Genomic DNA, 25,137 nt, shown 5'->3' on the forward strand with positions numbered 1-25,137 from the left:
GCGCCGTCACCGCGGTACGGAAGAAGTCCAGTCATCTGGATTTGAGTGGCTCCTGTCCACTCTGTTTGACGCCCCCCCTGTGCCTTGCCGCTGGCCTTCGGGTCGGCGGCTTTTTTTGTGCCTGCCCCGCGACAACAGGTGGATCCTATCTCCAGCCTTCCGGGATTGCCGGCATGATGGCAATCACCGTGGTAGCGATCGCTGCGGCACCGAACGCAACGGCAGACAGGGTTGCACGCCAGTCTCTGGCCTTGCCCGCGACGGCAGCAAGAAAGCCTTCAGCGACCGCCGAAAGGGCGGCATTGAAAATCAAAGCGGCGAAGAAAACAATCGTCGTGCCCTGTCTCCTGCTAGGGTAAATGTTAGGGCGCGGTTGTCGGTCCGATCATTTTTTGCAGGAAATTCATAGACTTATGCTGGACGCGTGGCGCTCCCTAGGGGAGTCGAACCCCTCTTTCCAGATTGAAAATCTGGCGTCCTAACCGATAGACGAAGGGAGCGCTTGGCCGATCATCGGAATCGACGGGCGGTTTATAGAGGGGAATGCTGCGGGCGACAAGACCGCCGGGCGGGATTTTTCGGCGTCCTTCGGCCCTGTCGCAACCACATTCGGTGCGGTTACTGTAAGGCCCCGCAGTCGCTGATGCCGGGCCGCGTTCGAACGGGCGCAGGCCGGACACTGCGCGAGGCCGCAAGGCGTTTCCGACGCCCTTACTTGAACCGGCGTCCGCGGGACGGGGCGCGAGGAGGCAAGGCGATTTCGAAGCCTTTGTTCGAACGGGCATCGACCGGGGCGGGGGAGAGGCAGCGGTGCATTCGCCGTCAGACCCATCGCCCCCGATCCAAGCCCGCCGATGCCCCAAAAAAATCACCAGTGGCCGGTGTTGCCCATGGACGCCCAGGGCTCGGCCGGCTCCTTGGAGTCCCCCTTCTGCAGCAGCTCCACGGAAATGTTGTCCGGCGAGCGCACGAAGGCCATGTGGCCGTCGCGGGGCGGGCGGTTGATGGTGACGCCGGATTTCTGCAGCTTGTCGCAAAGGCCGTAGATGTCGTCGACCTCGAACGCCAGATGGCCGAAATTGCGGCCCTCACCATAGTCTTCCGGGTCCCAGTTGTAGGTCAGCTCAACGAGCGGGGCCTTGTCGGTCTTGGCCCGGTCGCCGTCCTCCGGCGCGGCCAGGAAAATCAGCGTGAACCGGCCCTTTTCGCTCTCGGTCCGGCGCACCTCTTGCAGGCCGAGCTTGTTGCAGTAGAAATCGAGCGAGGCATCGAGGTCCTTCACGCGGACCATGGTGTGCAGATAGCGCATTTTTTGCGTCTCCCGTTTTTTCGAATCTGAGGCTTAACTTATGACGGTGATCGCGGAACTCAACGCCGCATGCGAAACAATCGCCGAGCTTCTGGCCGGCGCCCGGCGTGGCGTCGTCTTCACCGGCGCCGGCATCTCAACCGAGAGCGGCATTCCCGATTTCCGCAGCCCGGGCGGCATCTGGTCCAACTACAAGCCGATCATGTTCGACGACTTCTGCGCCTCCGAAGACGCGCGCATGGAGGACTGGCGCCGGCGCTTCGTGATGATGGACCAGTTCGGCGCGGCCGAGCCCAATGCCGGCCACCTCGCCATCGCCGAGGAGATGCGGCGCGGCCATCTGGAGACGGTGATCACCCAGAACATCGACGGTCTGCACCAGCGGGCCGGCGTTCCGCCCGAGCGCGTCATCGAGATCCACGGCAACGGGACCTACGCCCATTGCCTCGACTGCCGCGAACGCCACGAGCTCGCCGAAATGCGCGCGCACATCGACGAGACAGGGGAGAGCCCGCGCTGCCGTTCCTGCGGCGGCCTCGTCAAGGGCGCGGTGATTTCCTTCGGCCAGATGATGCCGGAGGCGGAGATGGCGCGCGCCCAGGAGGCGGCCGTCAACGCCGACCTGTTCCTGGCCATCGGCTCGTCGCTGGTCGTCTACCCCGCCGCCGCCCTGCCGGTGATCGCCAAGCGGGCCGGCGCGACGCTGGTCATCATCAACCGCGATCCGACCGACCTCGATGCCATCGCCGACCATGTCGTGCGCATGCAGATAGGCGATGTATTCAAGCCTTTTCTTGGGTAAGAATTGGCTAACCGTACCGTCGCGGGGAATTTGCCGGTAAAATACGCCCGATTTCCTTGCGGATAATTTCGTGGAGGCCTCGAAAACCCCTTGTGCCCGGCCCCCAACCCGATGGTATCCTTCTACCGGGAATCACTTCCGGCGGCCGTTGCTTGGGGACGGTGCGTCAGTGAGGCGTAAAAAAGAGGCCGATTGTCATGGTGGCGAAGTATTCGCCAGATGCGCGCGACGACCTGGACGACCTCTCCGACGAGGCTGCAGTCGATGTCGTCGAGGTGGCGGGCACCATCAAGTGGTTCGACGTTGCCAAGGGGTTCGGCTTCATCGTCCCCGACGAGGACGGCATGGCCGACATCCTCTTACACGTCACGTGCCTGAGGCGCGACGGCTTCCAGACCGCCTATGAGGGCGCCCGCGTCGTCTGCGAGGTGCTGGAGCGCCCGCGCGGCCTGCAGGCCCTCAGGATCCTCTCCATGGACGAGGCGACGGCCGTGCATCCCTCGCAGATGCCGCCCTCGCGCACCCATGTCCAGGTGACGCCGACCTTCGGGCCGGAGCGGGCCCAGGTGAAGTGGTTCAACCGCCTGCGCGGCTACGGGTTCCTGACCCGCGGCGAGGGCACCCCGGACATCTTCATCCACATGGAGACCCTGCGCCGCTTCGGCATTGCTGAGTTGCGCCCCGGCCAGTTCGTCACCATCCGCTATGGCGCCGGCCCCAAGGGGCTGATGGTGGCCGAGATCCGGCCGGAAGACGGCGGCCACATCCCGTCCTCCCATTGAGGTCGTCGATGCGGGCATCGGGCGTTCGGGCGGGTCGTTCTCAGGCCCGTTTCTTCCAGGTTTTTCTGCTGGTCGCCCTTGCATGGGCGGCGCTCGCCGCAGCCGGCCCGTTGCGCGCGGCCGATGCCGCGCCCGTGGTGCTCGAGACCGCGAGCGGCTCCCATTCCTTCACCGTGGAGATCGCCGATACGACGGCGGAACGCACCCGCGGGCTGATGTACCGCCGCGAGATGGCGCCGGACCATGGCATGCTGTTCGATTTCAAGCGCTCCGAACTACTCTCCTTCTGGATGAAGAACACCTATATCTCCCTCGACATGATCTTCATTGCCGCCGACGGGACGGTGAATTTCATCGCCCGCGACACGGTGCCGGAATCGACGGACCTCGTCTCGCCGCCGGAGAGGGCGCGCTTCGTGCTGGAAGTCGTCGCCGGCACGGCCGACCGCATCGGCCTGAAGGTCGGCGACCGTGCCCGCCATCCGCTGATCGGCGCCGGCGGGTGAGGGGACGCGGCAGGGCGAGGGGGCAAAGCGCTTGTCCGCGAAGCGGTCAGCGTGTAATCGGATAGTCGGTTCGGCGCCGGACCGGCGGGGCATAGCGCAGCCTGGTAGCGCAACTGCTTTGGGAGCAGTAGGTCGCAGGTTCAAATCCTGCTGCCCCGACCAGCCGTCCGGGCGAAAGGCAACGGGATTTCGGGAGACCGCCAGCAATGATCGCGCGCATCTACAAACCGACGAAGACGGCCATGCAGTCCGGCACCCGCAAGACCAAGCGCTGGGTGCTCGATTTCGAGCCCGCCGCCCCGCGCAACAAGGACCCGCTGATGGGCTGGACGTCGGCCACCGACATGACCCAGCAGGTGCGCCTGTTCTTCGCCACCAAGGAAGAGGCGATCGCCTATGCGGAGCGCAACGGCATCGAGTTCCGCGTCCTGGAACCGAAGGCTCGCGAGCCGAAGCGCAAGTTCTACGCCGACAATTTCCGCTACGACCGCGCCGCGCCCTGGACCCACTGATTTTTTGAAAGCTGCCCGCTTCTGAAGCGGGCCTTGCGAACAGCGAACCGGGCTCAAGGACAAAAAGACGCGCCGGAACACCGACCGAGAGCATGCGCCCGTGCCTCCTGTTGACCGCGCGAGGCACCAAAGACCCCGTAGCTCAGCCGGATAGAGCAGCTGACTTCTAATCAGCAGGTCGCAGGTTCGAATCCTGCCGGGGTCGCCAGTTTTTTCAAGGATTTGACGGGAAGTCTCTGCGATCCGCCGAGCGCTGATTGACGGTGAATGGCCCGCCGCGCCTGATGCCTTTGTGACGACCTTGAAACGGGTCCTTCCGCCGCGCCGCTTTCGCCGCCCGTGCGCGTTGTTTGTTACCGCCCGCAAAATCGCCGCAAACCTTGTGTCAAAGCGCCGCCGTTTTCCAACAACCTGAAGGACGAGACGGTGATTCAGTTGACCGCGCTTTGGCGGGGGCTCATTGCGGCTTCTGTCGTGACCATGGTGGCTGCGGGCGGGACCGCGGCCATTGCCAAGACCGAGAAGGGCCGGGCCTCCTGGTACGCGATGACCTCGCGCACCGCGAGCGGCGAGCGGGCGAACCCGAACGCCATGACGGCGGCCCACCGGCGCCTGAAATTCGGCACCCGCGTGAAGGTGACCAACAAGCGCAATGGCCGCTCGGTCGTCGTCTGCATCAACGACCGCGGCCCGTTCGTGCGCGGCCGCATCATCGACGTCACAAAGGCGGCGGCGCAAAAGCTCGGTTTCATCCGCGCCGGATCGGTGATGGTCGACGTCGACGTCGTCGGCCGCGAAACGGACGGCTGCGCGTGAGGCCAAGGGCTTTGCCTGCCCTCGACCTGAGCACATAACGCGCGACGGCCAGGATTGATCCAAAGCCGTGTGCGATCCGTCTAATGGGAGAACCCGTTTTCCGGATCGAGGCCATGACCGAGGACACCGCGCCGCCCGAGGCGCTGCCCAGCAAAGACCGCCGCCTGGTGTTCGGTGCCAGCGGCTATATCGGCTCCAACCTCGTGCCCTATCTGACGGCGGCCGGCATTCCGGTGCGGGCCGTATCGCGCCGCCCGCAGGTGCTGGAGGCGCATAGCTGGGACGGCGTCCAGGTCATGGCGGCGGACGCGCTCGACCCAAAATCCCTCGATCCGGTGCTGGAAGGCGTCGACACCGCCCACTATCTCGTCCACTCCATGGCCGCCGGCCGCGATTTCGGCCGGCTCGACCTGGAGGCGGCCCGGAACTTCGCGGCGGCTGCCGAACGGGCGGGCGTCCGCCGTATCGTCTATCTCGGCGGGCTGGTGCCGGACGATGCGGATTCCGAGCACATCACCTCGCGCCGCGACACCGGCGACGAACTGCGCCGCGGATCGGTGCCAGTGACGGAGCTGCGCGCCGGCATCATCGTCGGGCCGGGCTCGGCGGCCTTCGAGGTCATGCGCGACCTCGTCTTCCACCTGCCGGTGATGGTGACGCCCCTGTGGGTGCGCTCCAAGTCGCCGCCTGTCGCCCTCGACAATCTGCTTTTTTATCTCCTGCGGCTGCCGGAGCATGAGGAAGCGGCTGGAAAGACGTTCGATGCGGCGGGCCCGGAAACCCTCACATACCAGGACATGATGACGACCCTTGCCGATGTCGCCGGCCGGCAGCCGCCCGCCATCATCCCGGTCTCCGTGCTGTCACCGCGCCTGTCGTCCTACTGGCTGAAGCTGGTGACCGCCGTGCCCGCCAATGTTGCCCGGGCGTTGATCGAGGGCCTGAAGCATGATTTCGTCGCCGATACCGGGCCGCTCGAAACCCTGGTGCCGCAGCGGCTTCTCGGCTTTCGCGAGAGCGTCGAAGCGGCGTTCGCGGCCGAGCGGCAATGCACCGTGCAGGCGCGCTGGGTGGAAGGAGCGTTCAGGATGCGGGGCCGGCGGCGCGACCATGCCTACTATGCCAAGCGCGCCTCCGGCACGGCGACGGCAGAATCCTCGCCTGAGTCGGTCTGGAAGGTGGTGACGGCGATCGGCGGCGACAATCGCTACTACTATCTGAACACGCTCTGGACCGCGCGCGAGGTGCTCGACTGGATGGTCGGCGGCCGCGGCCTGCAGCACAGGCGAAGGCACCCGGAGGATTTGCGCCTCGGCGATAAGGTGGATTCCTGGGAGGTCATCGGCCTTGAGCCGGGCCGCCGCCTGCTCCTGGAATTCGGCATGCGCGCCCCCGGCGCCGGGGTCCTGGAATTCGAGATCGACGAGAGAGCGGAACGCGAAACCGTACTGACGGCAACCGCCTACTGGCATCCGGCGGGCGCCGCGGGCCTTGCCTACTGGTACGCCATGGCGCCGTTCCACGAGGTGCTGTTTTCCGGCCTGACTAAGGAAATCTGCCGGCGGGCGGAACTTTCGGAAAGGCGAGAGCGGCGGGCGTCGTGAGGCCAGGCTTCCGGTTGCGAGTATTCAGATCGGTGGCGGAACCGTTTTCCTGGGTTTCTAAATCCAATCCCTCTTTAGAACTTCGATCGCTTCGCTGGCCAGCGCCGCGAGCGTTGCCGTGGTCGGCATGGGATCTTTCAAATAGTCATCGATTGTTATTTTCTTTTCCGTTTGAAGGTACGCGTTTTCCTCTTCGGTTTCTGAGATCGTTTTCCAGCCGGAAATTGCAGGAAGCCCTTTACTCCCGACGCCAGTGTCCTCATCGGTCCAGAGCATAATCTGAAGAGATATCTTACCCTTTTCGGTAGATACAAAATAGCTAATGCATTTCCCACCGTCTTCGGCAGGCCCGTCAACAAAAAATACGAGCTCAATGTGTTTTTCAATCCAAACATAATTCGGGTTACAGTAATCGTAAAAATATTGCGACCCAGGCAGGCTGTTTGGCATTCCGAAGGTCTCTTCGAAAATGCGGAAATGGAGATCGACAAACTCAGTTCGTATCTGACAAGCCATCAGCAAGGCTCGGTTGTAGTTGCGAGCCTCGTCCCATGTCATTTCGGGCAACTTGTCGCCCGCCAGTTTCCCGACAAGCGTGTCGGTGGCGCGCTTGACCGCATCGTCCGTGAAATAGGCTTTGAGAGCATTGTATTCGAACGCCTCGGTCATAGCTCCAACTCCCTAATTGCGTCCCACGCGGTTCCAGAGAAAGCTCAGGAAAGCTGAGAGGTCCGGATTATCTTCTTCCGGCCGCGCCCGCTCGAAGCGAAGCCAGAGCGTTTGCCAGGTGACCAGGCGCCATTTGGTGACCTGTCGGCCTTTAAGCCGCTTTGCGGCACGGTCGTTTTCGGCCAACAGGACGAAATCGCCATTGGCGTAGTCATAGCGCGAATTTCGGCGCGCCTTCAGGTATCGGGAGAGTTGGCCCGTCGTCAGGTGGTGTCCGAATTTCGCCTCGATAATGATCGGGCGTCGCTTTCTGGGGTCCGCCGTCGGAATCAAGATCTCCAGATCGATCCGGTCGACTTCCGCGCGCGCTTCGGCTTGTTCCAAAACGTCGACAGACGGAATGCTGGGTGTACCAAGGGCTCGAAGAAATGCCGCGATCCGTCTTGCGCGCAAGGAGGCGTCACCCGCCATCAGAAGATGGGCAAGGCCATCCGTCGCCTGCGGTTCGGTCGGCCGGAAGCCCCAATCGAGCCTAGGTGCATAGAAGCTATGGGAGGCATCGCGAACACCGAAGAAGGTCATTGCCGCGGTCTTATCGAACGGGCAACCATGCGCGCGTGCCAGCATTGCCAACGGTCCGAGGCCGTTGATCACCGCTCCCCGCTCAAAGCTCGTGAAATCTATCAACGGGCCGGCGTCAAAGCGCGGCAACGGCCGGTCTGCCAGTTGCGCCACATCCGAATGGTCGAGCTTCAATGCAACCTCGATGCCCTGTGACTTACGATGCGGGCAGAATTATACATTGGCTACAAAAAAGGCAATCATAGGTCGTGCGACGAATCCGTTTTCGCCTCCGTCCAAGCTGCCTAACGGAACATCCCCGTCCTGCGGAACCACCAGTAGGCGCCGGCGCCGAGGGCGGCGAGGAGCGCGCAGACGATGGCGAAGGCGTTCGGGTTGTCGGCGCCGGGGATGCCGCCGACATTGATGCCGAGGAGGCTGGTGACGAGCCCGAGCGGCAGGAAGATCGCCGTGACGATGGCCAAAAGCAGCATGCGCCGATTGAGGCTTTCGGCCCGCTGGTCGAGGATCTGGTCGTGGACGACCTGGGCCCGGTCGCGGATCGCATCCAGCTCCTCGCCGAGCCTTAGGACCCGGTCGGCGGCCTCGCGCAAATGTGCCCGGTCCCGCTCGCCGAGCCACGGAAGGTCTTCGATCTCAAGGGTCGACAGCGCGTCGCGCTGGGGCACCAGATAGCGCCTGAGGAGGATCGCGGCGCGCCGGATCGCGGAAAGGTCCTGGCGCGACACGAACGCTTCCGGATCGAGCGACAGGTCCTCAAGGTCGTCGATAGCGTCGGTCAGGTCGGCAACGGCCGGCTCGGCCCGGTCGGCGAGCCGGAGCGCCAGCTTGGCGACGAAATCGCCGGCCGAGACCGGCGCCTGGCCGCGCGAGATGGCGGCAAGGAGGTCGCCGATGGCGAACAGGGGGCGGACCGAGACGCCGATCACCTGCCGCTCCGTCGCCCAGAGCCGGACCGAGATCATGTCCTCCGGGTCGGCAGACGGGTGCAGGTTGACGCCGCGCAGGTTGATGAGGACGCCGTCGCCATGGACGGTGCAGCGCGGCCGGGTTTCCTCCGCCGTAAGCGCGTCGGTGACGTAGCCGTCAAGGTCGAGGGCGGCAAGGAGCGCGGGCGTGGCGCTCGCCTCCCGCTTCAGGTGCAGCCAGGCAAAGCCGCTTTCCCCCTCGGCGAAGGCGTGTTCCGGGAAATCGTCGGCCGCGATTTCGCGCGCGCCGCCCTTGCCGTCGAAGACGAAGGAAACGACGTCGAGGAAGCGGGGAGGGGCCTCGGGGCTGTCGTCGACCAGGGTCATTGTCTCTATCCGCGTTCTTGTCGGACGTAATGCCCGGCCTGATGTCCATCGCTACCATCATAGCGCCGTTGCGCCGCACCGCCTTGCCAATTGCCGTCGATCGCCCGATGGTGCGACCGAAAAAAGAGCAAAGAGCCTGGAGGAACACCCATGGTTTTCGATGATCCCTATGCGGATATCCGCGACGCGGTGCGCCAGCTCTGCGCCGGCTTTCCGGGCGACTACTGGCGCCGGCTCGACGTTGAGAACGCCTATCCGGAGGAATTTGTTCACGCATTGTCGGAGGCCGGCTATCTCGCCGCTCTGATCCCGGAAGAATACGGCGGCTCCGGGCTGCCGCTGTCGGCGGCGGCGGCGATCCTTCAGGAAATCCACCACGCCGGCTGCAACGGCGCTGCCTGCCATGCCCAGATGTATGTGATGGGAACCGTGCTGCGCCACGGGAATGACGCCCAGAAAGAAAAATACCTGCCGAAGGTTGCCGACGGATCCTTGCGCCTCCAGGCCTTCGGCGTGACGGAGCCGACGAGCGGCACCGACACCACCTCGATTAAGACGACCGCGCGGCGCGACGGCGATGCCTATGTCATCAACGGACAGAAGATCTGGACCAGCCGGGCCGAGCACTCCGACCTGATGGTGCTGCTTGCCCGCACCGCGCCGAAGGACGCGAGTACCCGCCGCACCGACGGCATGTCGGTGTTCCTTCTCGACATGCGCGAGGCGCTCGAAAACGGCCTGACGATCCGCCCGATCCGCACCATGATGAACCACGCCACCACCGAGGTGTTCTTCGACGATGTGCGCGTTCCGGCCGAAAACCTCATCGGCACGGAAGGCGAGGGGTTCCGCTACATCCTGTCCGGCATGAATGCGGAGCGGATCCTGATCGCCCACGAGTGCATCGGCGATGCAAGGTGGTTCCTCGACAGGGCGGCGGCCTATGCCGGGGAGCGCAGCGTTTTCGACCGGCCGATCGGCCAGAACCAGGGGGTGCAGTTCCCGATCGCCCGGGCCTACGCCAACATGCGCGCCGCGGAGCTGATGTGCCGCGAGGCCGTGAGCCTTTACGATGCCGAGCGGTCCTGCGGCGCGGAGGCCAATATGGCCAAGATGCTGGCGGCCGATGCGTCCTGGGAGGCGGCCAATGTCTGCCTGCAGACCCATGGCGGCTTCGGCTTTGCCGAGGAATTCGACATCGAGAGGAAGTTCCGCGAGACCCGGCTCTACCAGGTAGCGCCGATCTCCACCAACCTGATCCTCTCCTTCCTCGCGACCCACGAACTCGGCCTGCCGCGCTCCTACTGAGCCGGCGCGATCCCCACATCCGCGCCGGCGCAAAACACACGCCAAAGGTGCAGAAGGGCTGGGCGCCGAACGCGGGGGCTGGCGCAAAAACGAATGTTTCCAAAAAAAGAATGCGTCATTTGGTCCAGATATCCGATTTATTGATGAATGGCTGATCCGAACGGCCGGCGCGGTCGTATCCTCGGTATTGTTGGGCGCGCTGCCAGCCGGGCGAAAGCCGGCGGCTGACGCGCAGGAAAGAGCGCACCGACAGGCCAGAGCGCAAGACGCGACGAGCCGTTTTCGGCCTTCCCTCCCGCACACGCCCTGGATGTCGAATTCGAAAGGATCACAAGCTGTGGTCGACCAGACGGCGTCATCGGACGCAAACGAAACGGCGAGTTCGCTGAAGCGAAGCCGTATTGCCATCTATCTTCAACTCGCCACCCTGTTCCGCAACCGCATCGCTTCCGGCCAGTGGCGGGTCGGTTGCCGGACCCCGAACATCGACGATCTGGCCGAGGAATTCGGCGTCGCCCGCGGGACGATCCGCCAGGCCTTCGACAAGCTCGAAGCAGAGGGGCTCGTCGAGCGCCACCGCGCCAAGGGCTCGTTCGTGCGCCGGGCGCCGGTGCGCTCGCGGGTGCATCGGCTGGAAATGGATTGGGCGAGCTGTTGCACCGCGCATGACGACGCCACGATCCGGACCCTGTCGTCGGAAATCGTCACGCGGCTGCCCGATTCCCTCAGTTGCGACGCCCCGCACCTGCCGCGCTATCACGCCCTGCGCCGGCTGCATATCCGCGACGGCGAGCCCTACATGGTCGGCACCGGCTTCATCGGTGAGGAGATCTTCGGCCGCCTTCCGCCCGACCGGCTCGACGACAAGGCGCTGTCGAGCCTCGTCCAGGACTTCGCCGGCAACGACATCGGCGCGGCCCACCAGACGCTGACCGTCGGCACCGCCGACGTGGAGACCGCGGCGCTATTGAAGGTCGAGGTCAATTCGCCGGTCGCCCTGATGCACCGCTGCGTGCTGTCCCGCCAGAAGCGCGTGATGTTTGCCAGCGACGGCATCTATCGCGGCGACGCCGTACGCCTGGAAATCTCCCTTCGTTGATGGGGCGAGGCGCTTTTACGCCTCCGTTCCGCCGTTGAGCACGTCGAGCGGCACGCCGCTCGCCTGCTTGACCGGCTTGGTGACGACATAGCTGAAATAGCGCTCGATCCCGAGATCCTCGGCCAGCATGCGGTCGATGAGCCGCTGGTAGGCGTCGACGTTGGCGCAAACCACCTTCATGACGTAGTCGACGCCGCCGCCGGTGGCGAGGCACTCCACGATCTCCGGAATGGCGCCAACGGCGGCCTCGAAGCGCTCGAAATCCGCGGCCTGGTGCTGCGCCAGGGTGACCTCGACGACGACCGTCGTTGCCGGGGCCAGCTTCTTGGCGTCGATGTCGGCGTGGTAGCCGGTGATGATGCCGGCCTCTTCCAGCCGCTTCAGCCGCTCCCATGTCGGACTGGTCGACAGCCCGACCGCCTCCGCCAGCCGGACCTTGGAAATCCGGCCCTGGCTCTGGAGGATCTGGAGAATCTTCAGGTCGTATCGGTCGAGCTTGATCATGGGACCGCGAGAATAGCCGAACCGGCGAGGGCGGCAAGCAGAGAGCGCCCCCCGTATTCCCACCGCCCGTCATCGTGCTAGAAGCGAAGGAACCGGGACGATCGGCAATTGCACGCCGGCCGGTCCCGAGGCATGAGGCGGCAAGCGGCGGAAAGGCGACGACGATGAAACTGGCGGTTTTCGATTGGCAGGGCGGGTGCCATGTCGGGCGGGTCAAGGAGGCCGAGGGCGTCGTGGAACGCTTAGACGTTGCGGCCGAAACGGTCGAGGCGACCGGCATTGGCTGCGTCTTTTCCGGGGCAAAGCTGCCGGTGACCGACACTGTGCCGCTGTCGCTGGTGACACTCCGCGCGCCGATCCCGCGCCCCGCCCGCAACGTCTTCTGCATCGGCAAGAACTACCGTGAGCACGTCGCGGAAATGGCCAATCAGGGCTTTCGGAGCGCCCCCGTCGGCGCCGACGGCCCGAAGGCGCCGATCGTCTTTTCCAAGGTACCGGAGACGGTCATCGCGCCAGGCGCGGCGATCGAGATCGATGCCGCCGTCTCCACCGCCATCGACTACGAGGCCGAACTGGCCGTCATCATCGGCAAGGAAGGGCGCTGCATTGCGCCCGAGAATGCCATGGACCACGTCTGGGGCTTCACGATTATCAACGACGTCTCGGCCCGCGACCTGCAACTCCAGCACACCCAGTGGCTGATCGGCAAATCCCAGGACACCTTCTGCCCGATGGGGCCGTGGGCGGTCACCGCCGACGAGGTCGACCTTGCCGACACCAGCGTCAAATGCTGGGTCAATGACGAGCTGCGCCAGGATTCCAACACGGCCCTGATGATCTTCGACGTGCCGACGCTGATTGCCGTGCTCTCCAATGGCATCACCCTGAAGCCTGGCGACGTCATCGCGACCGGCACGCCCGCCGGCGTCGGCATGGGCTTCGATCCGCCGAAATACCTGAAGGACGGCGACCGCGTGAAAATCGAGATCGCCGGCATCGGGACGCTGGAAAACCCGGTGAAGGCCCTATAGCCGGATGATCCGGCACGGGCTGCCGACCTCGGCCGCCGGCGCATGGGGCGGCCGGATGACGAGGGCGTCGGCGCCGGAGAGCGTCGCCAGCAGCGAGGAATCCTGCAGCGAGACGGGCGTTGCCACCACATGGCCGGAGCGGCTGAAGCTGAGCCGCGCCCGCATATAGGCCTGACGCTCGCCGTTCTCTGCGACCGGATCGCCGAGGACCGCCGTCTCTTCCCGGCTGTGCACCTCGCTTGCGCCCTGCAGCGCCCGCACCAGCGGATGCAGGAACAATAGCGCGCAGACGATGCTGGAGACCGGATTGCCCGGCAGGCCGAGCACGCGCATCGGCCCGATATGGCCGGAGATCAGCGGCTTTCCGGGCACCATGGCGATGCGCCAGAAGCCAAGCTCGAAGCCGATATCGCCGAGCGCCGTCTGCACCATGTCGTGGTCGCCGACCGAGGCGCCGCCGAGGGTGACGAGGACATGGGCGCCGCCGTCGATGGCGGAACGCGCCTTGTCCGCGATGACGTCGGCCGCGTCCGGCGCAATCCCGAGATCGATGGGCTCGGCGCCGAGATCGGCGAGCATCGCGCCGAGGGCAAAGCCGTTGGAGGCGACGATCTGGAACGGGCCCGGCTCGTCGCCCGGCGGCACCAGCTCGTCGCCGGTGGCAAGGAATGCCACCTTCGGGCGTTTTGCGACCCTGAGCGTGTCGTGGTTCATGGCCGCGGCGAGCGCCAGCTCCCGATAGCCGAGGCGGCGACCCCTGGTCAGCAGCTTCTGGCCGAGGGCGAAGTCGAGACCGGCCGGGCGGATATATTCATCGACCGGGACGGAGGAGAGGGCGGTGACGGTGTCCAGGGTCTCGCCGGGCCGCGTCTTTTCCTGGATCAGGATCGCATCGGCGCCGTCCGGCAGCGGCGCGCCGGTGAAGATGCGCACCGCCTCACCCGGATTGACCGTGCCGTCGAACCCGTGGCCGGCCGCCGCCTCGCCGATCACCTGCAGCGTCGTCGGCACCTTGGAAAGGTCGTGCGCGCGCACCGCATAGCCGTCCATGGCCGAGGCATCGAAGGGCGGCTGGGTGCGCAGGGAATAGACGTCCTCGGCAAGGAACCGGCCATTGGCCTCGGCAAGCGGCACGACCTCGGTGCCGACCGGCCCGATGCCGTCGAGCAATCGCTTATGGGCCTCTTCGACGGAAAGGAGGCTCATGCCCCATCCTTCCCAGAGCCCTTTTCGGGCGCGCGCCAGTGGCCGGAGCGGCCGCCGGATTTCTCCAAAAGCCGGATGCCGCCGATCTCCATGAACCGGTCGACGGCCTTGGCCATGTCGTAGACCGTGAGGCAGGCAACGCTCGCCGCCGTCAGCGCTTCCATCTCGACGCCGGTCTGGCCGCCGACCTTGGCGGTCGCGGTGACGACGAGGCCGGGCAGGCTCTCGTCCGGCTCGATGTCGACGGAAACCTTGGTCAGCAGCAGCGGATGGCAGAGCGGGATCAGCTCGTGGGTGCGCTTGGCCGCCATGATGCCGGCGATGCGTGCGGTGCCGATGACGTCGCCCTTCTTGGCGTCGCCCGCAAGGATCATCTTCAGCGTCTCCGGCAGCATGGTCACGGAGCCGGTCGCAACGGCGACGCGCTCGGTCACCGCCTTGTCGGAGACGTCGACCATGTCGGCCTTGCCGGAAGCATCGATATGGGTGAGGTGGTCGCTGTCGGCCATGGCGTCACTCCGCCGCGCGGCTGGCGTCGGATACCGGCGCAAGCAGCGCGCGGGTCGCGGCGGCAACGTCCTCCTGGCGCATCAGGCTCTCGCCGACGAGGAAGCTCCGGATGCCCACAGTGCCGAGCCGGGCGATGTCGGCCGGCGTGAAGATGCCGCTCTCGCCGACCAGCAGTCGGTCGTCCGGCACTTGGGCGGCGAGTCGTTCGCTGGTCTCAAGGGTGGTCTCGAAGGTCTTGAGGTTGCGGTTGTTGATGCCGAGGAGTTTTGACGAGAGCTTCAGCGCCCGCTCAAGCTCGGCGTCGTCATGGACCTCCACGAGGACGTCCATGCCGCGGGAAAAGGCGGCCTCTTCCAGCGCCTTTGCAGTGGCGTCGTCGACGGCGGCCATGATGATGAGGATGCAGTCGGCACCCCACAGCCGCGCCTCGTCGACCTGGTAGGTGTCGTAGAGGAAATCCTTGCGCAGCACCGGCAGTTCGACGGCGTTCCGCGCCGCGCCCAGAAAGTCTGGATGGCCCTGGAAAGAGGGCGTATCGGTCAGCACCGAGAGGCAGGCCGCGCCGCCCTCGTCATAGGCCCGGGCAAGGGAAGGGGGGTCGAAATCCGCCCGGATCAGGCCCTTCGACGGGCTCGCCTTCTTGATCTCGGCAATCAGCCCGGTCTCACCGGCCTCGACCTTTTCCTTCAGTGCGGACAGGAAGCCGCGCGGGCGGTCTTCGGTCTCGGAAAGCCGTGCGGCAAGGTCCGCCGGCGGCAGCTTGGCCTTGGCGACGGCGATTTCCTCGCGCTTGTAGGCTTCGATCTTGGTCAGGATATCGGTCATCAGGTCCTATTGATTGGAGACGGCGACCAGCCGGTCAAGGGTGGCCTTGGCCGATCCGCCGTCTATGGCGGCGGCCGCTTTCTCGATGCCGGTGACGAGGTCGTCGGCAGCGCCGGCAACGACCAGCGAGGCGCCGGCATTCATCAGCACGATGTCGCGATAGGCGCCGGACGCACCGGAAAGGACGGCAGTGAGCGCCTCGGCATTGGTCGCGGCATCGCCGCCCTTCAGCTCTTCCGGCCTTGCGGTCGACAGGCCGACATCGCCCGGCGTGATGGTGAAGGTCGTCACCTTGCCGTCCTTCAGTTCGGCAACGCTCGTCGGGCCGGTGGTGGTGATCTCGTCGAGGCCGTCGGAGCCGTGGACGATCCAGGCCCGCTCGCTGCCGAGATTGGCGAGCACATGGGCGAGCGGCTCGACCCAGGCTTCAGAGAAAACGCCGGTCATCTGCCGCTTGACCCCGGCCGGGTTGGAGAGCGGACCGAGCAGGTTGAAGATCGTGCGCGTGCCAAGCTCGACGCGGGTCGGGCCGACATGGCGCATCGCCTGGTGGTGCGAGGGGGCGAACATGAAGCCGAGCCCGGCCTCGGCGATGCAGCGCGAGATCGCCTCGGGCTGCAGCTCGATATTGACGCCGAGGGCCATCAGCACGTCGGCGGCGCCCGATTTCGACGACAGCGCCCGGTTGCCGTGCTTGGCGACGGGAACGCCAGCGGCGGCAACGACGAAGGCCGCGCAGGTCGACACGTTATAGGAGCCGGAGGCATCACCCCCGGTGCCGACGATGTCGATGGCGTTCTCCGGCGCGGTCACCGGCACCATCTTCGCCCGCATCGTCGAGGCCGCGCCGGTGATCTCGTCGACCGTCTCGCCGCGCACGCGCAGCGCCATCAGGAAGCCGCCGATCTGAGAGGGCGTCGCGTCGCCCGACATGATCACCTCGAAGGCGTCCGTTGCCTCGGCCGCGTCGAGCGCCTTGCCGTCGGCGACCTTGGCGATCAGCGATTTGAAATCGGCCATCGGCGATAGATCCCTTAGCTGCATTCGGGCGCAAGCACGGGGCCGCGCCCGAAAAATCCGGTTGGCTCTATTGCAGGTCGTTGAGGCCCAGCGTCGAGGCCACCGCCTGCTGGTTGATGGTAACGCCCAGCCGCTCCTGAATCTGGGTGACATATTGCGCCAGAACGGAGCCGAAGATCTGGGCGTTGAGCTGCTCGCGGATCTGCTGCATGTCGGCGGCCTCGGCAAAGAACACCGGCGGCGCGACCGCGGTGACCTTGAGGAGGACGCGGCTGCCATCGCTAAGCTTGACGCTTTCGATGTCACCCTCAGGGCCGCGGAAGGCGGCGGCGACGACGGCACCGTCGACGCCGTCCTTGGGCGCATTGCGCTTCAGGCCCTCGGCGGTCCGAACCTCGGTGCCGAGTTCTCCGGCGATGGCGGAAAGCTCCGTGCCGCTCTTCAGCCGCTCGGTGAGTTCGGTGACCTTGGCGCTGAGCCGCTGGTCGAGTTCCTTGGCACGCCAGGCCGCGACCACCTTGTCGCGGGCCTCCTCAAGGGTGCGATCGCGCGCCGGGGTCACGTCCTGGATGTCGTACCAGACGAAGCCCTTGGTCTGCTGCAGCGGGTCGTTCTCCACGCCGACGTCGCTGTCGAAAGCGGCCTGCAGAAGCTCCTGGGCGATCGGCAACTGGACGTCGTTGCCCTCCGGATCCTTGCCGGTGGCATCGACCGCCTCGATGGTCCGGGCAGTCAGCCCGAAGCGCTGCGCGATTTCGGCAAGCGTGGCGCCGCCGGCGCGCGCGTCCTCGATCTCGTCGTGCATCTGCAGCACCTCGCCCTCGGCGAGCTTGACGGCGATGTCGAGGGCGATCTGGTCGCGCACCTCGGCGAGCGGCTTGCGCTGTTCCGGCTGGATTTCCTTGACGTTGACGATGACGGTGCCGAACCGGCCGTCGATGACGCCGCTGGTACCGGGCTCCGTCATGGAAAAGGCCGCCTCGGCGATCGCCGGGTCGAGCACTTCGGACTTGCCGAGAAGGCCGAGATCCGTGTCGGTGGCGGTCAGGTTCCGCTCCGCCGCGATGTCCTCGAAGCTGGCGCCGGACTGCAGCCTGTCGGCCGCTGCCTGGGCGGCCGCCTTGTCCTGGAACACGATCTGCCGGATGAAACGCTTTTCGGGCGTGAAATAGGCTTCCGACGTCTCGTAGGTCTGCTGGATGTCCGCCTCCTCGACGCTCTTGGGGTCGGCGACGGTCTCCGGATTGACGGAGATGATGGTCAGCTTGCGGTATTCCGGTGCGCGGAAATCGGCCTTGTTGGCCTCGTAATAGGCCTTCAGGTCGTCTTCGGACGGATCGGCGATCTCGCCCGCGGCCGAGGTCGGCAGGGTGAGGTAGGAGATCGTCCGCTCCTCGTTGACGTACTGGTTGATCGCTTCCAGATAGGCGTCCGGTGCCCTAAAGCCGCCGCCGATGGCGCCGGCAAGCTGCTGGCGCGTGGAGAGCCGGCGCTGTTCGGCGAGGTAGTACGCCTCGTTCATGCCGAGCGAGAACAGAAGGTCCTGCAGCCGGTTGCGGTCGAACTTGCCGTTGAGGCCCTGGAGATTCGGGTCGGAGCGAATGGTCTCGGCCAGCTTTTCGTCCGACAGGCCGAGCTTCATCCGGCGCGCTTCCTCATTGAGGGTCGCTTCGTTGACGAGCCGGCTCAGCACCTGCTGCGGCAGGCCGACGGCTGCGGCCTCCTGGGCCGTGACCGGGCGGCGCAGGCGCTGGCCGAGCTGGCGCAGTTCACGGTTATAGGTGGTCCGGAAGATCTCGACCGGCACCTCGGTCTCGCCGATCGTCGCCACCGTCGTCGTTCCGTAACCGCGGAAGATGTCGGCGATGCCCCAGACCGCAAAGCTGATGACCAGGAGGCCTATGAAAATCTTCGCGACCCAACCCGTCGCGCTTTTCCGCAAGGTTTCGAGCATTCTGTCTTTCCGTTGTGCGTTGTCTGCGCCGGCCTTGCCCGATCGGGTCGTGGCCCGAGGCCTTTTATCCACTGGCACCGAAGCGCGCGGATCATAGAGACCGTGTCGGCGCGCCGCAAGGCATCGGCCTTTGTGCTTCGGGCCCTTTCTGATAGATGACGGGGCGGACCGGGTGACTCACCATGAAATGGGGATCCAAGCGCTATGACGACTACCGGAATCAAGCCGCTCGTCGCGGGTAACTGGAAAATGAACGGCCTCAAGGCCTCGGCCGGCGAACTCGCCGCCCTGATCGACGGCTTCGATGCGGGGCTCGCCGCAAAGGCCGATGCCATGGTCTGCCCGCCGGCATTGCTGGTGGCCGCCTTTGCCGAAAAGGCATCCGCCTCGCCGGTCACCGTCGGCGGCCAGGACTGCCATGCGGCGGAAAAGGGCGCCCACACCGGCGACCTCGCCGCGGAAATGTTCGCCGACGCCGGTGCTGCCGCCGTCATCGTCGGCCATTCGGAGCGCCGCACCGACCACGGCGAGAGCGATGCCGTCGTCAAGGACAAGGCGCTTGCCGTCCACCGCGCCGGGCTCGTCGCCATCGTCTGCGTCGGCGAGACCAAGGACGAGCGCGAGGCCGGAAAGACCCTCGACGTGGTCGGCACCCAGGTCGCCGGCTCGCTGCCGGAAGGCGCCACCGCCGCCAACCTGATCGTTGCCTATGAGCCCGTCTGGGCGATCGGCACGGGCCTCACCCCGACGGCCGACGACGTCGCCGAGGTGCATGCCTTCATCCGCGAAAAGCTCGTTGCCATGTATGGCGACGTAGGCGGCAAGGTGCGCATCCTCTATGGCGGCTCGGTGAAGCCGTCGAACGCGTCTGAGCTGATGGCTGTCGCCAATGTGGACGGCGCGCTGGTCGGCGGCGCCAGCCTCAAGGCGGCCGACTTCCTCGGCATTCTGGCCGCCTACAAATAGGCGGTCGCCGGCCCCGCGGGGTCGACGGCAGGGGCACTGACCGTCCCGGCGGCACGCGTCGCCGGGGCCTTGCCGTGTTGCGAATGCCGCACGGACACTATATGAGGGGCACGCGTTGAGGCGATCGCCGGGGTGACATGCACCGCGGCTATGGTGTAAGACGCGCTCAACTTTCCGCACATTTTCGAGCCGGACACGTATGCAAACCGTCATCATCGTCATCCATCTGATGGTCGTGATCGCCCTCGTTGCCGTCATCCTGCTGCAGCGCTCCGAAGGGGGCGCGCTGGGGATCGGCGGCGGCGGCGGTGGCGGCGGCCTGTTTTCCAGCCGCGGCACGGCCAATCTCCTGACCCGCACGACGGCGATCCTGGCCGCCACCTTCTTCGCCACGTCGATCATCCTGACGGTGATCGCCCGCATGGGCGAGGCGCCGACGTCGATCTTCGACCTCATCCCGGCGGTCGGCACCCAGACGACCGAAGAGCCGGCGACCGACACCCAGCCGACGACGCCGCCGGCAACGCCGGACGCTCCGGCCGGCGAAGGCACCGCGCCTGCGGCCCCGCCCGCCGCGCCGTCTGCCCCGTCCGGCGACAGCGGCCCGAGCCTCCTCGACCGGCTGCAGACACCCGAGCAGCCGAGCGGACCGCAGGTTCCGAACTCGCAGTAGCCGGGCTTTTCCCATCATCCCGCCGCGCCCTTCAACGGGGCGCGGTGGAAACCTCTGGATCGCGCGATTCGACGCTGTTCGAATCGGCAAGCTGAACGGTATAACGGTCGCCCATGGCGCGGTATGTTTTCATCACCGGCGGCGTGGTGTCGTCACTCGGCAAGGGGCTTGCGTCGGCGGCCCTCGGTGCCCTCCTTCAGGCGCGTGGCTACAAGGTCCGGCTGCGCAAGCTCGACCCCTATCTCAACGTCGATCCGGGAACGATGTCGCCGTACCAGCACGGCGAGGTCTACGTCACCGACGACGGCGCCGAGACCGACCTCGACCTCGGCCACTACGAGCGCTTTACCGGCCGGCCCGCCAACCGGATGGACAACATCACCACCGGCCGCATCTACCAGGACATCATCGCCAAGGAGCGCCGCGGCGACTATCTCGGCGGCACCGTCCAGGTCATTCCCCACGTCACCGACGCCATCAAGGAATTCGTGCTCGACGGCAACGAGGAGTACGACTTCGTCCTGTGCGAGATCGGCGGCACCGTCGGCGATATCGAGGGCCTGCCGTTCTTCGAGGCGATCCGCCAGCTCGGCAACGACCTGCCGCGCGGCGCGGCGGTCTACATCCACCTCACCTTGATGCCGTTCATCCCGAGTGCCGGCGAGTTGAAGACCAAGCCGACCCAGCACTCGGTCAAGGAACTGCGCTCCATCGGCATCCAGCCGGACATCCTCTTGGTTCGCTGCGACCGGGAAATCCCGATGGCCGAGCGCCGCAAGCTGGCGCTGTTCTGCAACGTGCGGGAATCGGCGGTGATCCCGGCGCTCGACGCGGACTCGATCTACGACGTGCCGATCGCCTACCACGCACAGGGGCTCGACGACGAGGTGCTGAACGCCTTCGGCTACACGGGTGCGCCGGCCCCGGACCTCACCCGCTGGCAAACCATTTCCCACCGCATCACCCATCCGGAAGGCGAGGTGACGATCGCCGTCGTCGGCAAGTACACGGGCCTCAAGGACGCCTACAAGTCGCTGTTCGAGGCGCTGATCCATGGCGGCATCGCCAACAACATCCACGTCAACATCGAATGGATCGAGTCCGCCACCTTCGACGTGGAGGACCCGACGCCACGCCTGGAGCATGTCAACGGCATCCTGGTGCCGGGCGGCTTCGGCGAGCGCGGCGCGGAGGGAAAGATCAAGGCGGCCGGCTTCGCGCGCCGCCGCAAGGTGCCCTATTTCGGCATCTGCTTCGGCATGCAGATGGCGGTGATCGAGGCCGCCCGCTCGCTCGCCGGCATCGGCGGGGCAAGCTCCACCGAGTTCGGCCCGACCGAGGACCCCGTGGTCGGCCTGATGACGGAGTGGTTGAAGGGCAACGAGCTGGAAAAGCGCGGCACCGACGCCGATCTCGGCGGCACCATGCGCCTCGGCGCCTATCCGGCCAGGCTCGCCGCCGACAGCCGCATCGCCGCGATCTACGGCGACACCGATATTTCCGAACGCCACCGCCATCGCTACGAGGTCAACTGCGCCTATCGCGACCGGCTGGAGGAGCGCGGCATGCGCTTTGCCGGCATGTCGCCGGACGGCGTGCTGCCGGAAACGGTCGAATTCATCGACCATCCCTGGTTCATCGGCGTCCAGTTCCACCCCGAACTGAAGTCGCGCCCCTTCGCGCCGCACCCGCTCTTTGCCTCCTTCATCGCCGCGGCGCTGGCCCAAAGCCGTCTGGTCTGATCCCTTTTTGCCCGGACAGTCGCGAGGGTGCCATATTCGCGCGCAATGGAACGTCGCCTGAAGGGCGGTAAGCTATGGTTCACGGCATCGATCATCTGGTTCTTCCGGTCCGCGATCTCGCCATCGCGCGGGCGCGGCTGGGCGCCCTCGGCTTCACCGTCGCGCCCGATGCGCTGCATCCCTTCGGCACCAAGAACGCCTGCGTCTTCTTCCAGAACCGCACTTATCTGGAGCCGCTTGCCGTCGCCAACCGCATCGAGATGGAAGAACATGCCCGCAAGGGCTACGTGTTCCTGCGCCGCTTCGACGCCTATCGCTTCCGCTGCGGTCCGGAGGGCTTTTCCAAGCTGGCGCTGACGACGGAAGACGCCGATGCCGATCGGGCCAGGCTCGACGAGGCCGGCTATGGCGGCGGGCCGGTGTTTCCCTTTGAGCGCAAGGCCGTCGCGGCCGACGGTTCCGAGACCACCATCGGCGTCCGCCTTGCCTATGCGCTTGACGAGCGCTCGCCCGACATGACGCTGTTCTGCTGCCAGCACATCGGCACCGAGGGCTTCTGGGCGCCCGGCAACACCACCCACGAGAACGGCGCGCTCGGCATTGCCGAGGTGTTCGCCGCGGAAGAGAACCCCAGCGACTTCCAGTACGACCTTGAGGTCGTCACCGGCGAGCGCGGCATCCACGCCTCCTCGCTGGGCATCCATGCCGAGCTGCCGAAGGGCGCCTTTTCCATCGTCACGCCAGCCGCGTTCCGTATGATCTTCGGGCGCGATGCAAAACTTTCCGGCCGCGGCCCGCGGCTTTCCGCCTTCGTCGTCACTGTGGCCGACCTTGCACGCCTCAAGGACTTGCTGACGCAAAACGGCGTCGCCTTCGAGGTGCGCGGCAGCCGCATCGTCGTCGCCCCGGCACCGGGCCTTGCCACCGTCCTTGCCTTCCAGGAGAATCCCGCTTCATGAGCAGCCCCAACAGCACCGTTGCCGCCGGCAATGTCCGCTTTTCCAACAGCCTGCCGCTCGGCATCATCGCCGGGCCGTGCCAGATGGAAAGTCGTGATCACGCCCTGGAGATGGCCGCGGCGCTGAAGGAGATTTCCGAAAAGGTCGGCATCGGCCTCGTCTTCAAGACCTCCTTCGACAAGGCCAACCGGACCAGCATCTCCGGCAAGCGCGGCGTCGGACTCAAGGATGCCATGCCGGTCTTCGCGGAGATCCGCGAGCGCTATGGCCTGCCGGTGCTGACCGACGTGCACGAGGCCGGCCAGTGCGCGCCCGTCGCCGAGGTGGTCGACATCCTGCAGATCCCGGCCTTCCTCTGCCGCCAGACCGACCTTCTGATCGCCGCGGCCAGGACCGGTGCCGTCGTCAACGTCAAGAAGGGCCAGTTCCTCGCCCCCTGGGACATGGCGAACGTGCTGACCAAGGTGACGGAGTCCGGCAATCCGAACGTGCTCCTGACCGAGCGCGGCGCCAGCTTCGGCTACAACACCCTCGTCACCGACATGCGCGGCCTGCCGATCATGGCCGCGACCGGCGCGCCGGTCATCTTCGACGCCACCCATTCCGTGCAGCAGCCCGGCGGCAAGGGCACGGCCTCCGGCGGCCAGCGTGAATTCGTGCCGGTGCTCGCCCGCGCTGCCGTTGCCATCGGCATCGCCGGCGTCTTCATCGAGACCCATGACGACCCGGACAACGCGCCGTCCGATGGGCCGAACATGGTGCCGCTCGGCGAAATGGAGGCCCTGCTCACGTTGCTGAAGCGCTTCGACGAGGTCGCCAAGGCCAATCCGGTGGCGCTCGACTGATCGCGGGGTCTCAGGTCCGGCCGCAACCGGCGCCCGGACTTGACAGACGGCCGCGACAGGCGCAGGCCTTGTGCCCGGGAAGCCCAGGTAATTCTATGAACGAACAAATCGGTCTGACCGATCTGACCCCGAGCACCGATACGACCCGGCCGCTGGTGCTGTTCGACATCTCGCGGCTGATCTCGCGCGTGAAGCGCGCTGCGCCCACCGGCATCGACCGCGTCGAACTCGCCTTCGCCAACTGGGTCATGCGCGAGGTCGACGCCGACGTGCGCTTCGTCGCCGTCACCGGCGGCGAGATCCGCGCCGTCACCGACGTGCTCGCCCGCCGCCTCATTCGCTGGATTTCCCGCAGTTGGGCCGGCGCCGGTACGCCGGTCAACGCCCGCGAGATCCTCGAGGTCGCCCGCTTCCTCAATGCCACCTGGGAGCCCAATGTCGAGCGGCCGGTCCGGCAATTGCCGGAAAAGCCGGTCGTCTTCACCGGCGAGGAGCCGGTCGTTGCCCAGGGTGAGGACGGCGCCGACCCGCGCGGGCCCTCCGGCTTCGGCCTTGCCAATCCGGTCCGGCTCTGGGCAAGGCGCCGGGTGCGCCGCATCGTGCTCAACGCCGAGCAGCGTGGCGCCCGCGTAATCTACATCAACGTCTCGCACCATCACCTTGAAAAGAGACGCCTTTTCGCGCAGCTCCGGAACCTCGGAAACGTCCATATCACGTTCCTGATCCACGACGTCATCCCGCTCGATTTTCCCGAATATTGCCGCGAGGGCGATGCCGAGAAGCACCAGAAGCGCGTGCGCACGGTCGCCGACTTCGCCGATACCGTGATCGTCAATTCCCACGACACCGGCCGGCGCCTGCGCGACCATATCGACGGGCGGCCGATCAACGTCGTGCCGGCCCATCTCGGCCTGGAGCCGCAGTTCGGCCGCCGCAAGCCGCTCGGCCGGCTGATCGGCGCCGATCCCTATTTCGTCATCGTCTCGACCATCGAGGCGCGCAAGAACCACCTGTTCCTCTTGAAGGTCTGGCGCAAGATCGTCGAGGAGCACGGCGAGAGGGCGCCGAAGCTCATCGTCGTCGGCCGCCGCGGCTGGGAGGCCGAGGCGGCGATCGACATGCTGGAGCGATGCCGCAGCATCAAGGGGCATGTGCTGGAATCCTCCAACCTCACCGACGACGAGCTGGTCGCGCTCCTTAACGGCGCCAGAGCCGCCCTGATGCCGTCCTTTGCCGAGGGCTTCGGCCTGCCGATCGCCGAGGCGCTGACCCTCGGCGTCCCGGTGATCGCCTCCGACATTCCGGCGCTGGTCGAGGTCGGGCAGGGGATTCCCGAGCACCTCGACCCGCTCGACGGCATCGGCTGGCGCCAGGTCATCCTCGACTATGCCGACCCGGAATCGCCCCGCCGCGCCACCCAGATGGAGCGCGTCGCGCGCTTCCAGCGCTATGGCTGGGACAAGCATTTCGAGGCGGTGGGCGCAGCCCTGCAACTCGCCGCCAAAGCCGACTGACCCGTCGCCCGCTGCGGCGCAAAAAAACCGATCGCAATGCGGCATTCCCGGCCGCAATCCGGTTCCCAACCGCCGCGAAACGTTTTAGACAGATCGCGACATTT

General features: G+C 66.0%; 25 protein-coding genes and 3 tRNA genes. 17 read left to right on the top strand and 11 right to left on the bottom strand.

Translation table 11 applies throughout. The features are described from left to right. Window positions 1-425: 425 nt before the first annotated feature. Both M2319_RS20480 and gloA read right to left on the bottom strand, forming a co-directional pair. Window positions 426-500: transfer RNA gene (locus tag M2319_RS20480), tRNA-Glu, on the bottom strand. Window positions 501-868: 368 nt separating this feature from the next. Continuing rightward, window positions 869-1,309 carry a lactoylglutathione lyase gene (gene gloA / locus M2319_RS20485; RefSeq protein WP_264603332.1) on the bottom strand — a complete coding sequence of 147 codons (441 nt, stop codon included), beginning with the start codon at window positions 1,307-1,309 and terminating at the stop codon, window positions 869-871. A 40-nt stretch (window positions 1,310-1,349) separates the two neighbouring features. On the opposite strand from gloA, the gene M2319_RS20490 reads away from it, so the two are divergent. The 8 genes from M2319_RS20490 to M2319_RS20525 all read left to right on the top strand — a co-directional run bounded on the left by M2319_RS20490 (window position 1,350) and on the right by M2319_RS20525 (window position 6,331). Beyond that, complete coding sequence (locus tag M2319_RS20490) at window positions 1,350-2,111, top strand: SIR2 family NAD-dependent protein deacylase (protein WP_264603333.1); 762 nt, start codon at window positions 1,350-1,352, stop codon at window positions 2,109-2,111. A gap of 197 nt (window positions 2,112-2,308) precedes the next feature. Further along, window positions 2,309-2,893, top strand: coding sequence for a cold-shock protein (locus tag M2319_RS20495; protein WP_264603334.1), 585 nt, complete (start codon window positions 2,309-2,311; stop codon window positions 2,891-2,893). A gap of 134 nt (window positions 2,894-3,027) precedes the next feature. Continuing rightward, a complete protein-coding gene (locus M2319_RS20500; protein ID WP_264603335.1) occupies window positions 3,028-3,399 on the top strand; it encodes a DUF192 domain-containing protein in 372 nt (123 codons plus the stop codon). 85 nt (window positions 3,400-3,484) lie between these two features. Beyond that, window positions 3,485-3,561, top strand: a tRNA-Pro gene (locus M2319_RS20505). A 44-nt stretch (window positions 3,562-3,605) separates the two neighbouring features. After that, complete coding sequence (locus M2319_RS20510) at window positions 3,606-3,911, top strand: ETC complex I subunit (RefSeq protein WP_264603336.1); 306 nt, start codon at window positions 3,606-3,608, stop codon at window positions 3,909-3,911. A 131-nt stretch (window positions 3,912-4,042) separates the two neighbouring features. Beyond that, a tRNA-Arg gene (locus tag M2319_RS20515) sits at window positions 4,043-4,119 on the top strand. Between the two features lie 272 nt (window positions 4,120-4,391). Beyond that, entirely contained in the window at window positions 4,392-4,727 is a 336-nt protein-coding gene (locus M2319_RS20520; protein WP_264603404.1) for a septal ring lytic transglycosylase RlpA family protein, read from the top strand. Between the two features lie 113 nt (window positions 4,728-4,840). Further along, window positions 4,841-6,331, top strand: a complete 1,491-nt coding sequence (locus tag M2319_RS20525; protein ID WP_264603337.1) for an SDR family oxidoreductase — start codon at window positions 4,841-4,843, stop codon at window positions 6,329-6,331. A 57-nt stretch (window positions 6,332-6,388) separates the two neighbouring features. Here the strand turns inward: M2319_RS20525 and M2319_RS20530 are convergent, their stop codons facing one another. The 3 genes from M2319_RS20530 to M2319_RS20540 all read right to left on the bottom strand — a co-directional run bounded on the left by M2319_RS20530 (window position 6,389) and on the right by M2319_RS20540 (window position 8,877). Further along, entirely contained in the window at window positions 6,389-7,000 is a 612-nt protein-coding gene (locus M2319_RS20530; RefSeq protein ID WP_264603338.1) for a hypothetical protein, read from the bottom strand. Between the two features lie 12 nt (window positions 7,001-7,012). After that, entirely contained in the window at window positions 7,013-7,756 is a 744-nt protein-coding gene (locus M2319_RS20535) for a PD-(D/E)XK nuclease family protein (protein ID WP_264603339.1), read from the bottom strand. Window positions 7,757-7,866: 110 nt separating this feature from the next. Beyond that, complete coding sequence (locus M2319_RS20540; RefSeq protein ID WP_264603340.1) at window positions 7,867-8,877, bottom strand: zinc transporter ZntB; 1,011 nt, start codon at window positions 8,875-8,877, stop codon at window positions 7,867-7,869. A 150-nt stretch (window positions 8,878-9,027) separates the two neighbouring features. Here M2319_RS20540 and M2319_RS20545 point away from each other — a divergent pair, with 150 nt between their 5' ends. Both M2319_RS20545 and M2319_RS20550 read left to right on the top strand, forming a co-directional pair. Beyond that, on the top strand, window positions 9,028-10,185 hold the full coding sequence (locus M2319_RS20545; RefSeq protein WP_264603341.1) for an acyl-CoA dehydrogenase family protein: 1,158 nt from the start codon (window positions 9,028-9,030) through the stop codon (window positions 10,183-10,185). Between the two features lie 337 nt (window positions 10,186-10,522). Beyond that, entirely contained in the window at window positions 10,523-11,284 is a 762-nt protein-coding gene (locus M2319_RS20550; protein ID WP_264603342.1) for a GntR family transcriptional regulator, read from the top strand. Between the two features lie 15 nt (window positions 11,285-11,299). Here M2319_RS20550 and M2319_RS20555 read toward each other — a convergent pair whose 3' ends face one another. Then, window positions 11,300-11,785, bottom strand: a complete 486-nt coding sequence (locus M2319_RS20555; protein ID WP_264603405.1) for an Lrp/AsnC family transcriptional regulator — start codon at window positions 11,783-11,785, stop codon at window positions 11,300-11,302. Between the two features lie 167 nt (window positions 11,786-11,952). Here M2319_RS20555 and M2319_RS20560 point away from each other — a divergent pair, with 167 nt between their 5' ends. Next, the gene (locus M2319_RS20560) at window positions 11,953-12,819 is read left to right on the top strand and encodes a fumarylacetoacetate hydrolase family protein (protein WP_264603343.1); all 867 of its coding nucleotides are present in this window, start codon (window positions 11,953-11,955) and stop codon (window positions 12,817-12,819) included. Here the strand turns inward: M2319_RS20560 and M2319_RS20565 are convergent. The 5 genes from M2319_RS20565 to M2319_RS20585 form a co-directional block, all read right to left on the bottom strand. Then, entirely contained in the window at window positions 12,814-14,025 is a 1,212-nt protein-coding gene (locus tag M2319_RS20565; RefSeq protein ID WP_264603344.1) for a molybdopterin molybdotransferase MoeA, read from the bottom strand. The two genes, M2319_RS20560 and M2319_RS20565, sit on opposite strands and share 6 nt — an antisense overlap. Next, window positions 14,022-14,534 (bottom strand): cyclic pyranopterin monophosphate synthase MoaC, encoded by a 513-nt coding sequence (gene moaC, locus M2319_RS20570; RefSeq protein WP_264603345.1) that lies wholly within the window; start codon window positions 14,532-14,534, stop codon window positions 14,022-14,024. The genes M2319_RS20565 and moaC overlap by 4 nt, the downstream gene beginning before the upstream one ends. 4 nt (window positions 14,535-14,538) lie before the next feature. After that, a complete protein-coding gene (gene trpC / locus M2319_RS20575) occupies window positions 14,539-15,360 on the bottom strand; it encodes an indole-3-glycerol phosphate synthase TrpC (protein WP_264603346.1) in 822 nt (273 codons plus the stop codon). A 6-nt stretch (window positions 15,361-15,366) separates the two neighbouring features. Continuing rightward, window positions 15,367-16,380 (bottom strand): anthranilate phosphoribosyltransferase, encoded by a 1,014-nt coding sequence (trpD, locus tag M2319_RS20580; RefSeq protein ID WP_264603347.1) that lies wholly within the window; start codon window positions 16,378-16,380, stop codon window positions 15,367-15,369. 67 nt (window positions 16,381-16,447) lie between these two features. After that, complete coding sequence (locus M2319_RS20585) at window positions 16,448-18,334, bottom strand: SurA N-terminal domain-containing protein (protein ID WP_264603348.1); 1,887 nt, start codon at window positions 18,332-18,334, stop codon at window positions 16,448-16,450. Window positions 18,335-18,538: 204 nt separating this feature from the next. On the opposite strand from M2319_RS20585, the gene tpiA reads away from it, so the two are divergent. From tpiA to M2319_RS20615, 6 genes are all read left to right on the top strand, one after another. Continuing rightward, window positions 18,539-19,300, top strand: a complete 762-nt coding sequence (gene tpiA, locus M2319_RS20590) for a triose-phosphate isomerase (RefSeq protein ID WP_264603349.1) — start codon at window positions 18,539-18,541, stop codon at window positions 19,298-19,300. A 199-nt stretch (window positions 19,301-19,499) separates the two neighbouring features. Then, complete coding sequence (secG, locus tag M2319_RS20595) at window positions 19,500-19,973, top strand: preprotein translocase subunit SecG (RefSeq protein ID WP_264603350.1); 474 nt, start codon at window positions 19,500-19,502, stop codon at window positions 19,971-19,973. A gap of 113 nt (window positions 19,974-20,086) precedes the next feature. Next, window positions 20,087-21,715 (top strand): CTP synthase, encoded by a 1,629-nt coding sequence (locus M2319_RS20600; protein WP_264603351.1) that lies wholly within the window; start codon window positions 20,087-20,089, stop codon window positions 21,713-21,715. A 74-nt stretch (window positions 21,716-21,789) separates the two neighbouring features. Next, window positions 21,790-22,674, top strand: a complete 885-nt coding sequence (locus tag M2319_RS20605) for a VOC family protein (RefSeq protein WP_264603352.1) — start codon at window positions 21,790-21,792, stop codon at window positions 22,672-22,674. After that, window positions 22,671-23,519: a 3-deoxy-8-phosphooctulonate synthase gene (gene kdsA / locus M2319_RS20610; protein ID WP_264603353.1), complete on the top strand. Its 849-nt coding sequence runs from the start codon at window positions 22,671-22,673 to the stop codon at window positions 23,517-23,519. Before M2319_RS20605 ends, kdsA begins: the two co-directional genes overlap by 4 nt. Window positions 23,520-23,614: 95 nt before the next feature. Next, complete coding sequence (locus M2319_RS20615) at window positions 23,615-25,033, top strand: glycosyltransferase family 4 protein (protein ID WP_264603354.1); 1,419 nt, start codon at window positions 23,615-23,617, stop codon at window positions 25,031-25,033. The last annotated feature ends 104 nt before the right edge of the window (window positions 25,034-25,137 follow it).

The sequence above is a fragment of the Rhodobium gokarnense genome, assembly GCF_025961475.1.
Classification (GTDB): Bacteria; Pseudomonadota; Alphaproteobacteria; order Rhizobiales; family Rhodobiaceae; genus Rhodobium; species Rhodobium gokarnense.

What these genes read in the sequence shown, in the direction of transcription:
- M2319_RS20490 (WP_264603333.1), top strand. Translation starts at nt 1,350, where the DNA reads ATGACGGTGATCGCGGAACTCAACGCCGCATGCGAAACAATCGCCGAG.
- M2319_RS20615 (WP_264603354.1), top strand. Translation starts at nt 23,615, where the DNA reads ATGAACGAACAAATCGGTCTGACCGATCTGACCCCGAGCACCGATACG.
- tpiA (WP_264603349.1), top strand. Translation starts at nt 18,539, where the DNA reads ATGACGACTACCGGAATCAAGCCGCTCGTCGCGGGTAACTGGAAAATG.
- trpC (WP_264603346.1), bottom strand. Translation starts at nt 15,360, where the DNA reads ATGACCGATATCCTGACCAAGATCGAAGCCTACAAGCGCGAGGAAATC.
- M2319_RS20605 (WP_264603352.1), top strand. Translation starts at nt 21,790, where the DNA reads ATGGTTCACGGCATCGATCATCTGGTTCTTCCGGTCCGCGATCTCGCC.
- M2319_RS20525 (WP_264603337.1), top strand. Translation starts at nt 4,841, where the DNA reads ATGACCGAGGACACCGCGCCGCCCGAGGCGCTGCCCAGCAAAGACCGC.
- secG (WP_264603350.1), top strand. Translation starts at nt 19,500, where the DNA reads ATGCAAACCGTCATCATCGTCATCCATCTGATGGTCGTGATCGCCCTC.
- M2319_RS20560 (WP_264603343.1), top strand. Translation starts at nt 11,953, where the DNA reads ATGAAACTGGCGGTTTTCGATTGGCAGGGCGGGTGCCATGTCGGGCGG.
- M2319_RS20600 (WP_264603351.1), top strand. Translation starts at nt 20,087, where the DNA reads ATGGCGCGGTATGTTTTCATCACCGGCGGCGTGGTGTCGTCACTCGGC.
- trpD (WP_264603347.1), bottom strand. Translation starts at nt 16,380, where the DNA reads ATGGCCGATTTCAAATCGCTGATCGCCAAGGTCGCCGACGGCAAGGCG.
- M2319_RS20530 (WP_264603338.1), bottom strand. Translation starts at nt 7,000, where the DNA reads ATGACCGAGGCGTTCGAATACAATGCTCTCAAAGCCTATTTCACGGAC.
- kdsA (WP_264603353.1), top strand. Translation starts at nt 22,671, where the DNA reads ATGAGCAGCCCCAACAGCACCGTTGCCGCCGGCAATGTCCGCTTTTCC.
- M2319_RS20545 (WP_264603341.1), top strand. Translation starts at nt 9,028, where the DNA reads ATGGTTTTCGATGATCCCTATGCGGATATCCGCGACGCGGTGCGCCAG.
- moaC (WP_264603345.1), bottom strand. Translation starts at nt 14,534, where the DNA reads ATGGCCGACAGCGACCACCTCACCCATATCGATGCTTCCGGCAAGGCC.
- M2319_RS20520 (WP_264603404.1), top strand. Translation starts at nt 4,392, where the DNA reads ATGGTGGCTGCGGGCGGGACCGCGGCCATTGCCAAGACCGAGAAGGGC.
- M2319_RS20510 (WP_264603336.1), top strand. Translation starts at nt 3,606, where the DNA reads ATGATCGCGCGCATCTACAAACCGACGAAGACGGCCATGCAGTCCGGC.
- M2319_RS20565 (WP_264603344.1), bottom strand. Translation starts at nt 14,025, where the DNA reads ATGAGCCTCCTTTCCGTCGAAGAGGCCCATAAGCGATTGCTCGACGGC.
- M2319_RS20495 (WP_264603334.1), top strand. Translation starts at nt 2,309, where the DNA reads ATGGTGGCGAAGTATTCGCCAGATGCGCGCGACGACCTGGACGACCTC.
- gloA (WP_264603332.1), bottom strand. Translation starts at nt 1,309, where the DNA reads ATGCGCTATCTGCACACCATGGTCCGCGTGAAGGACCTCGATGCCTCG.
- M2319_RS20540 (WP_264603340.1), bottom strand. Translation starts at nt 8,877, where the DNA reads ATGACCCTGGTCGACGACAGCCCCGAGGCCCCTCCCCGCTTCCTCGAC.
- M2319_RS20585 (WP_264603348.1), bottom strand. Translation starts at nt 18,334, where the DNA reads ATGCTCGAAACCTTGCGGAAAAGCGCGACGGGTTGGGTCGCGAAGATT.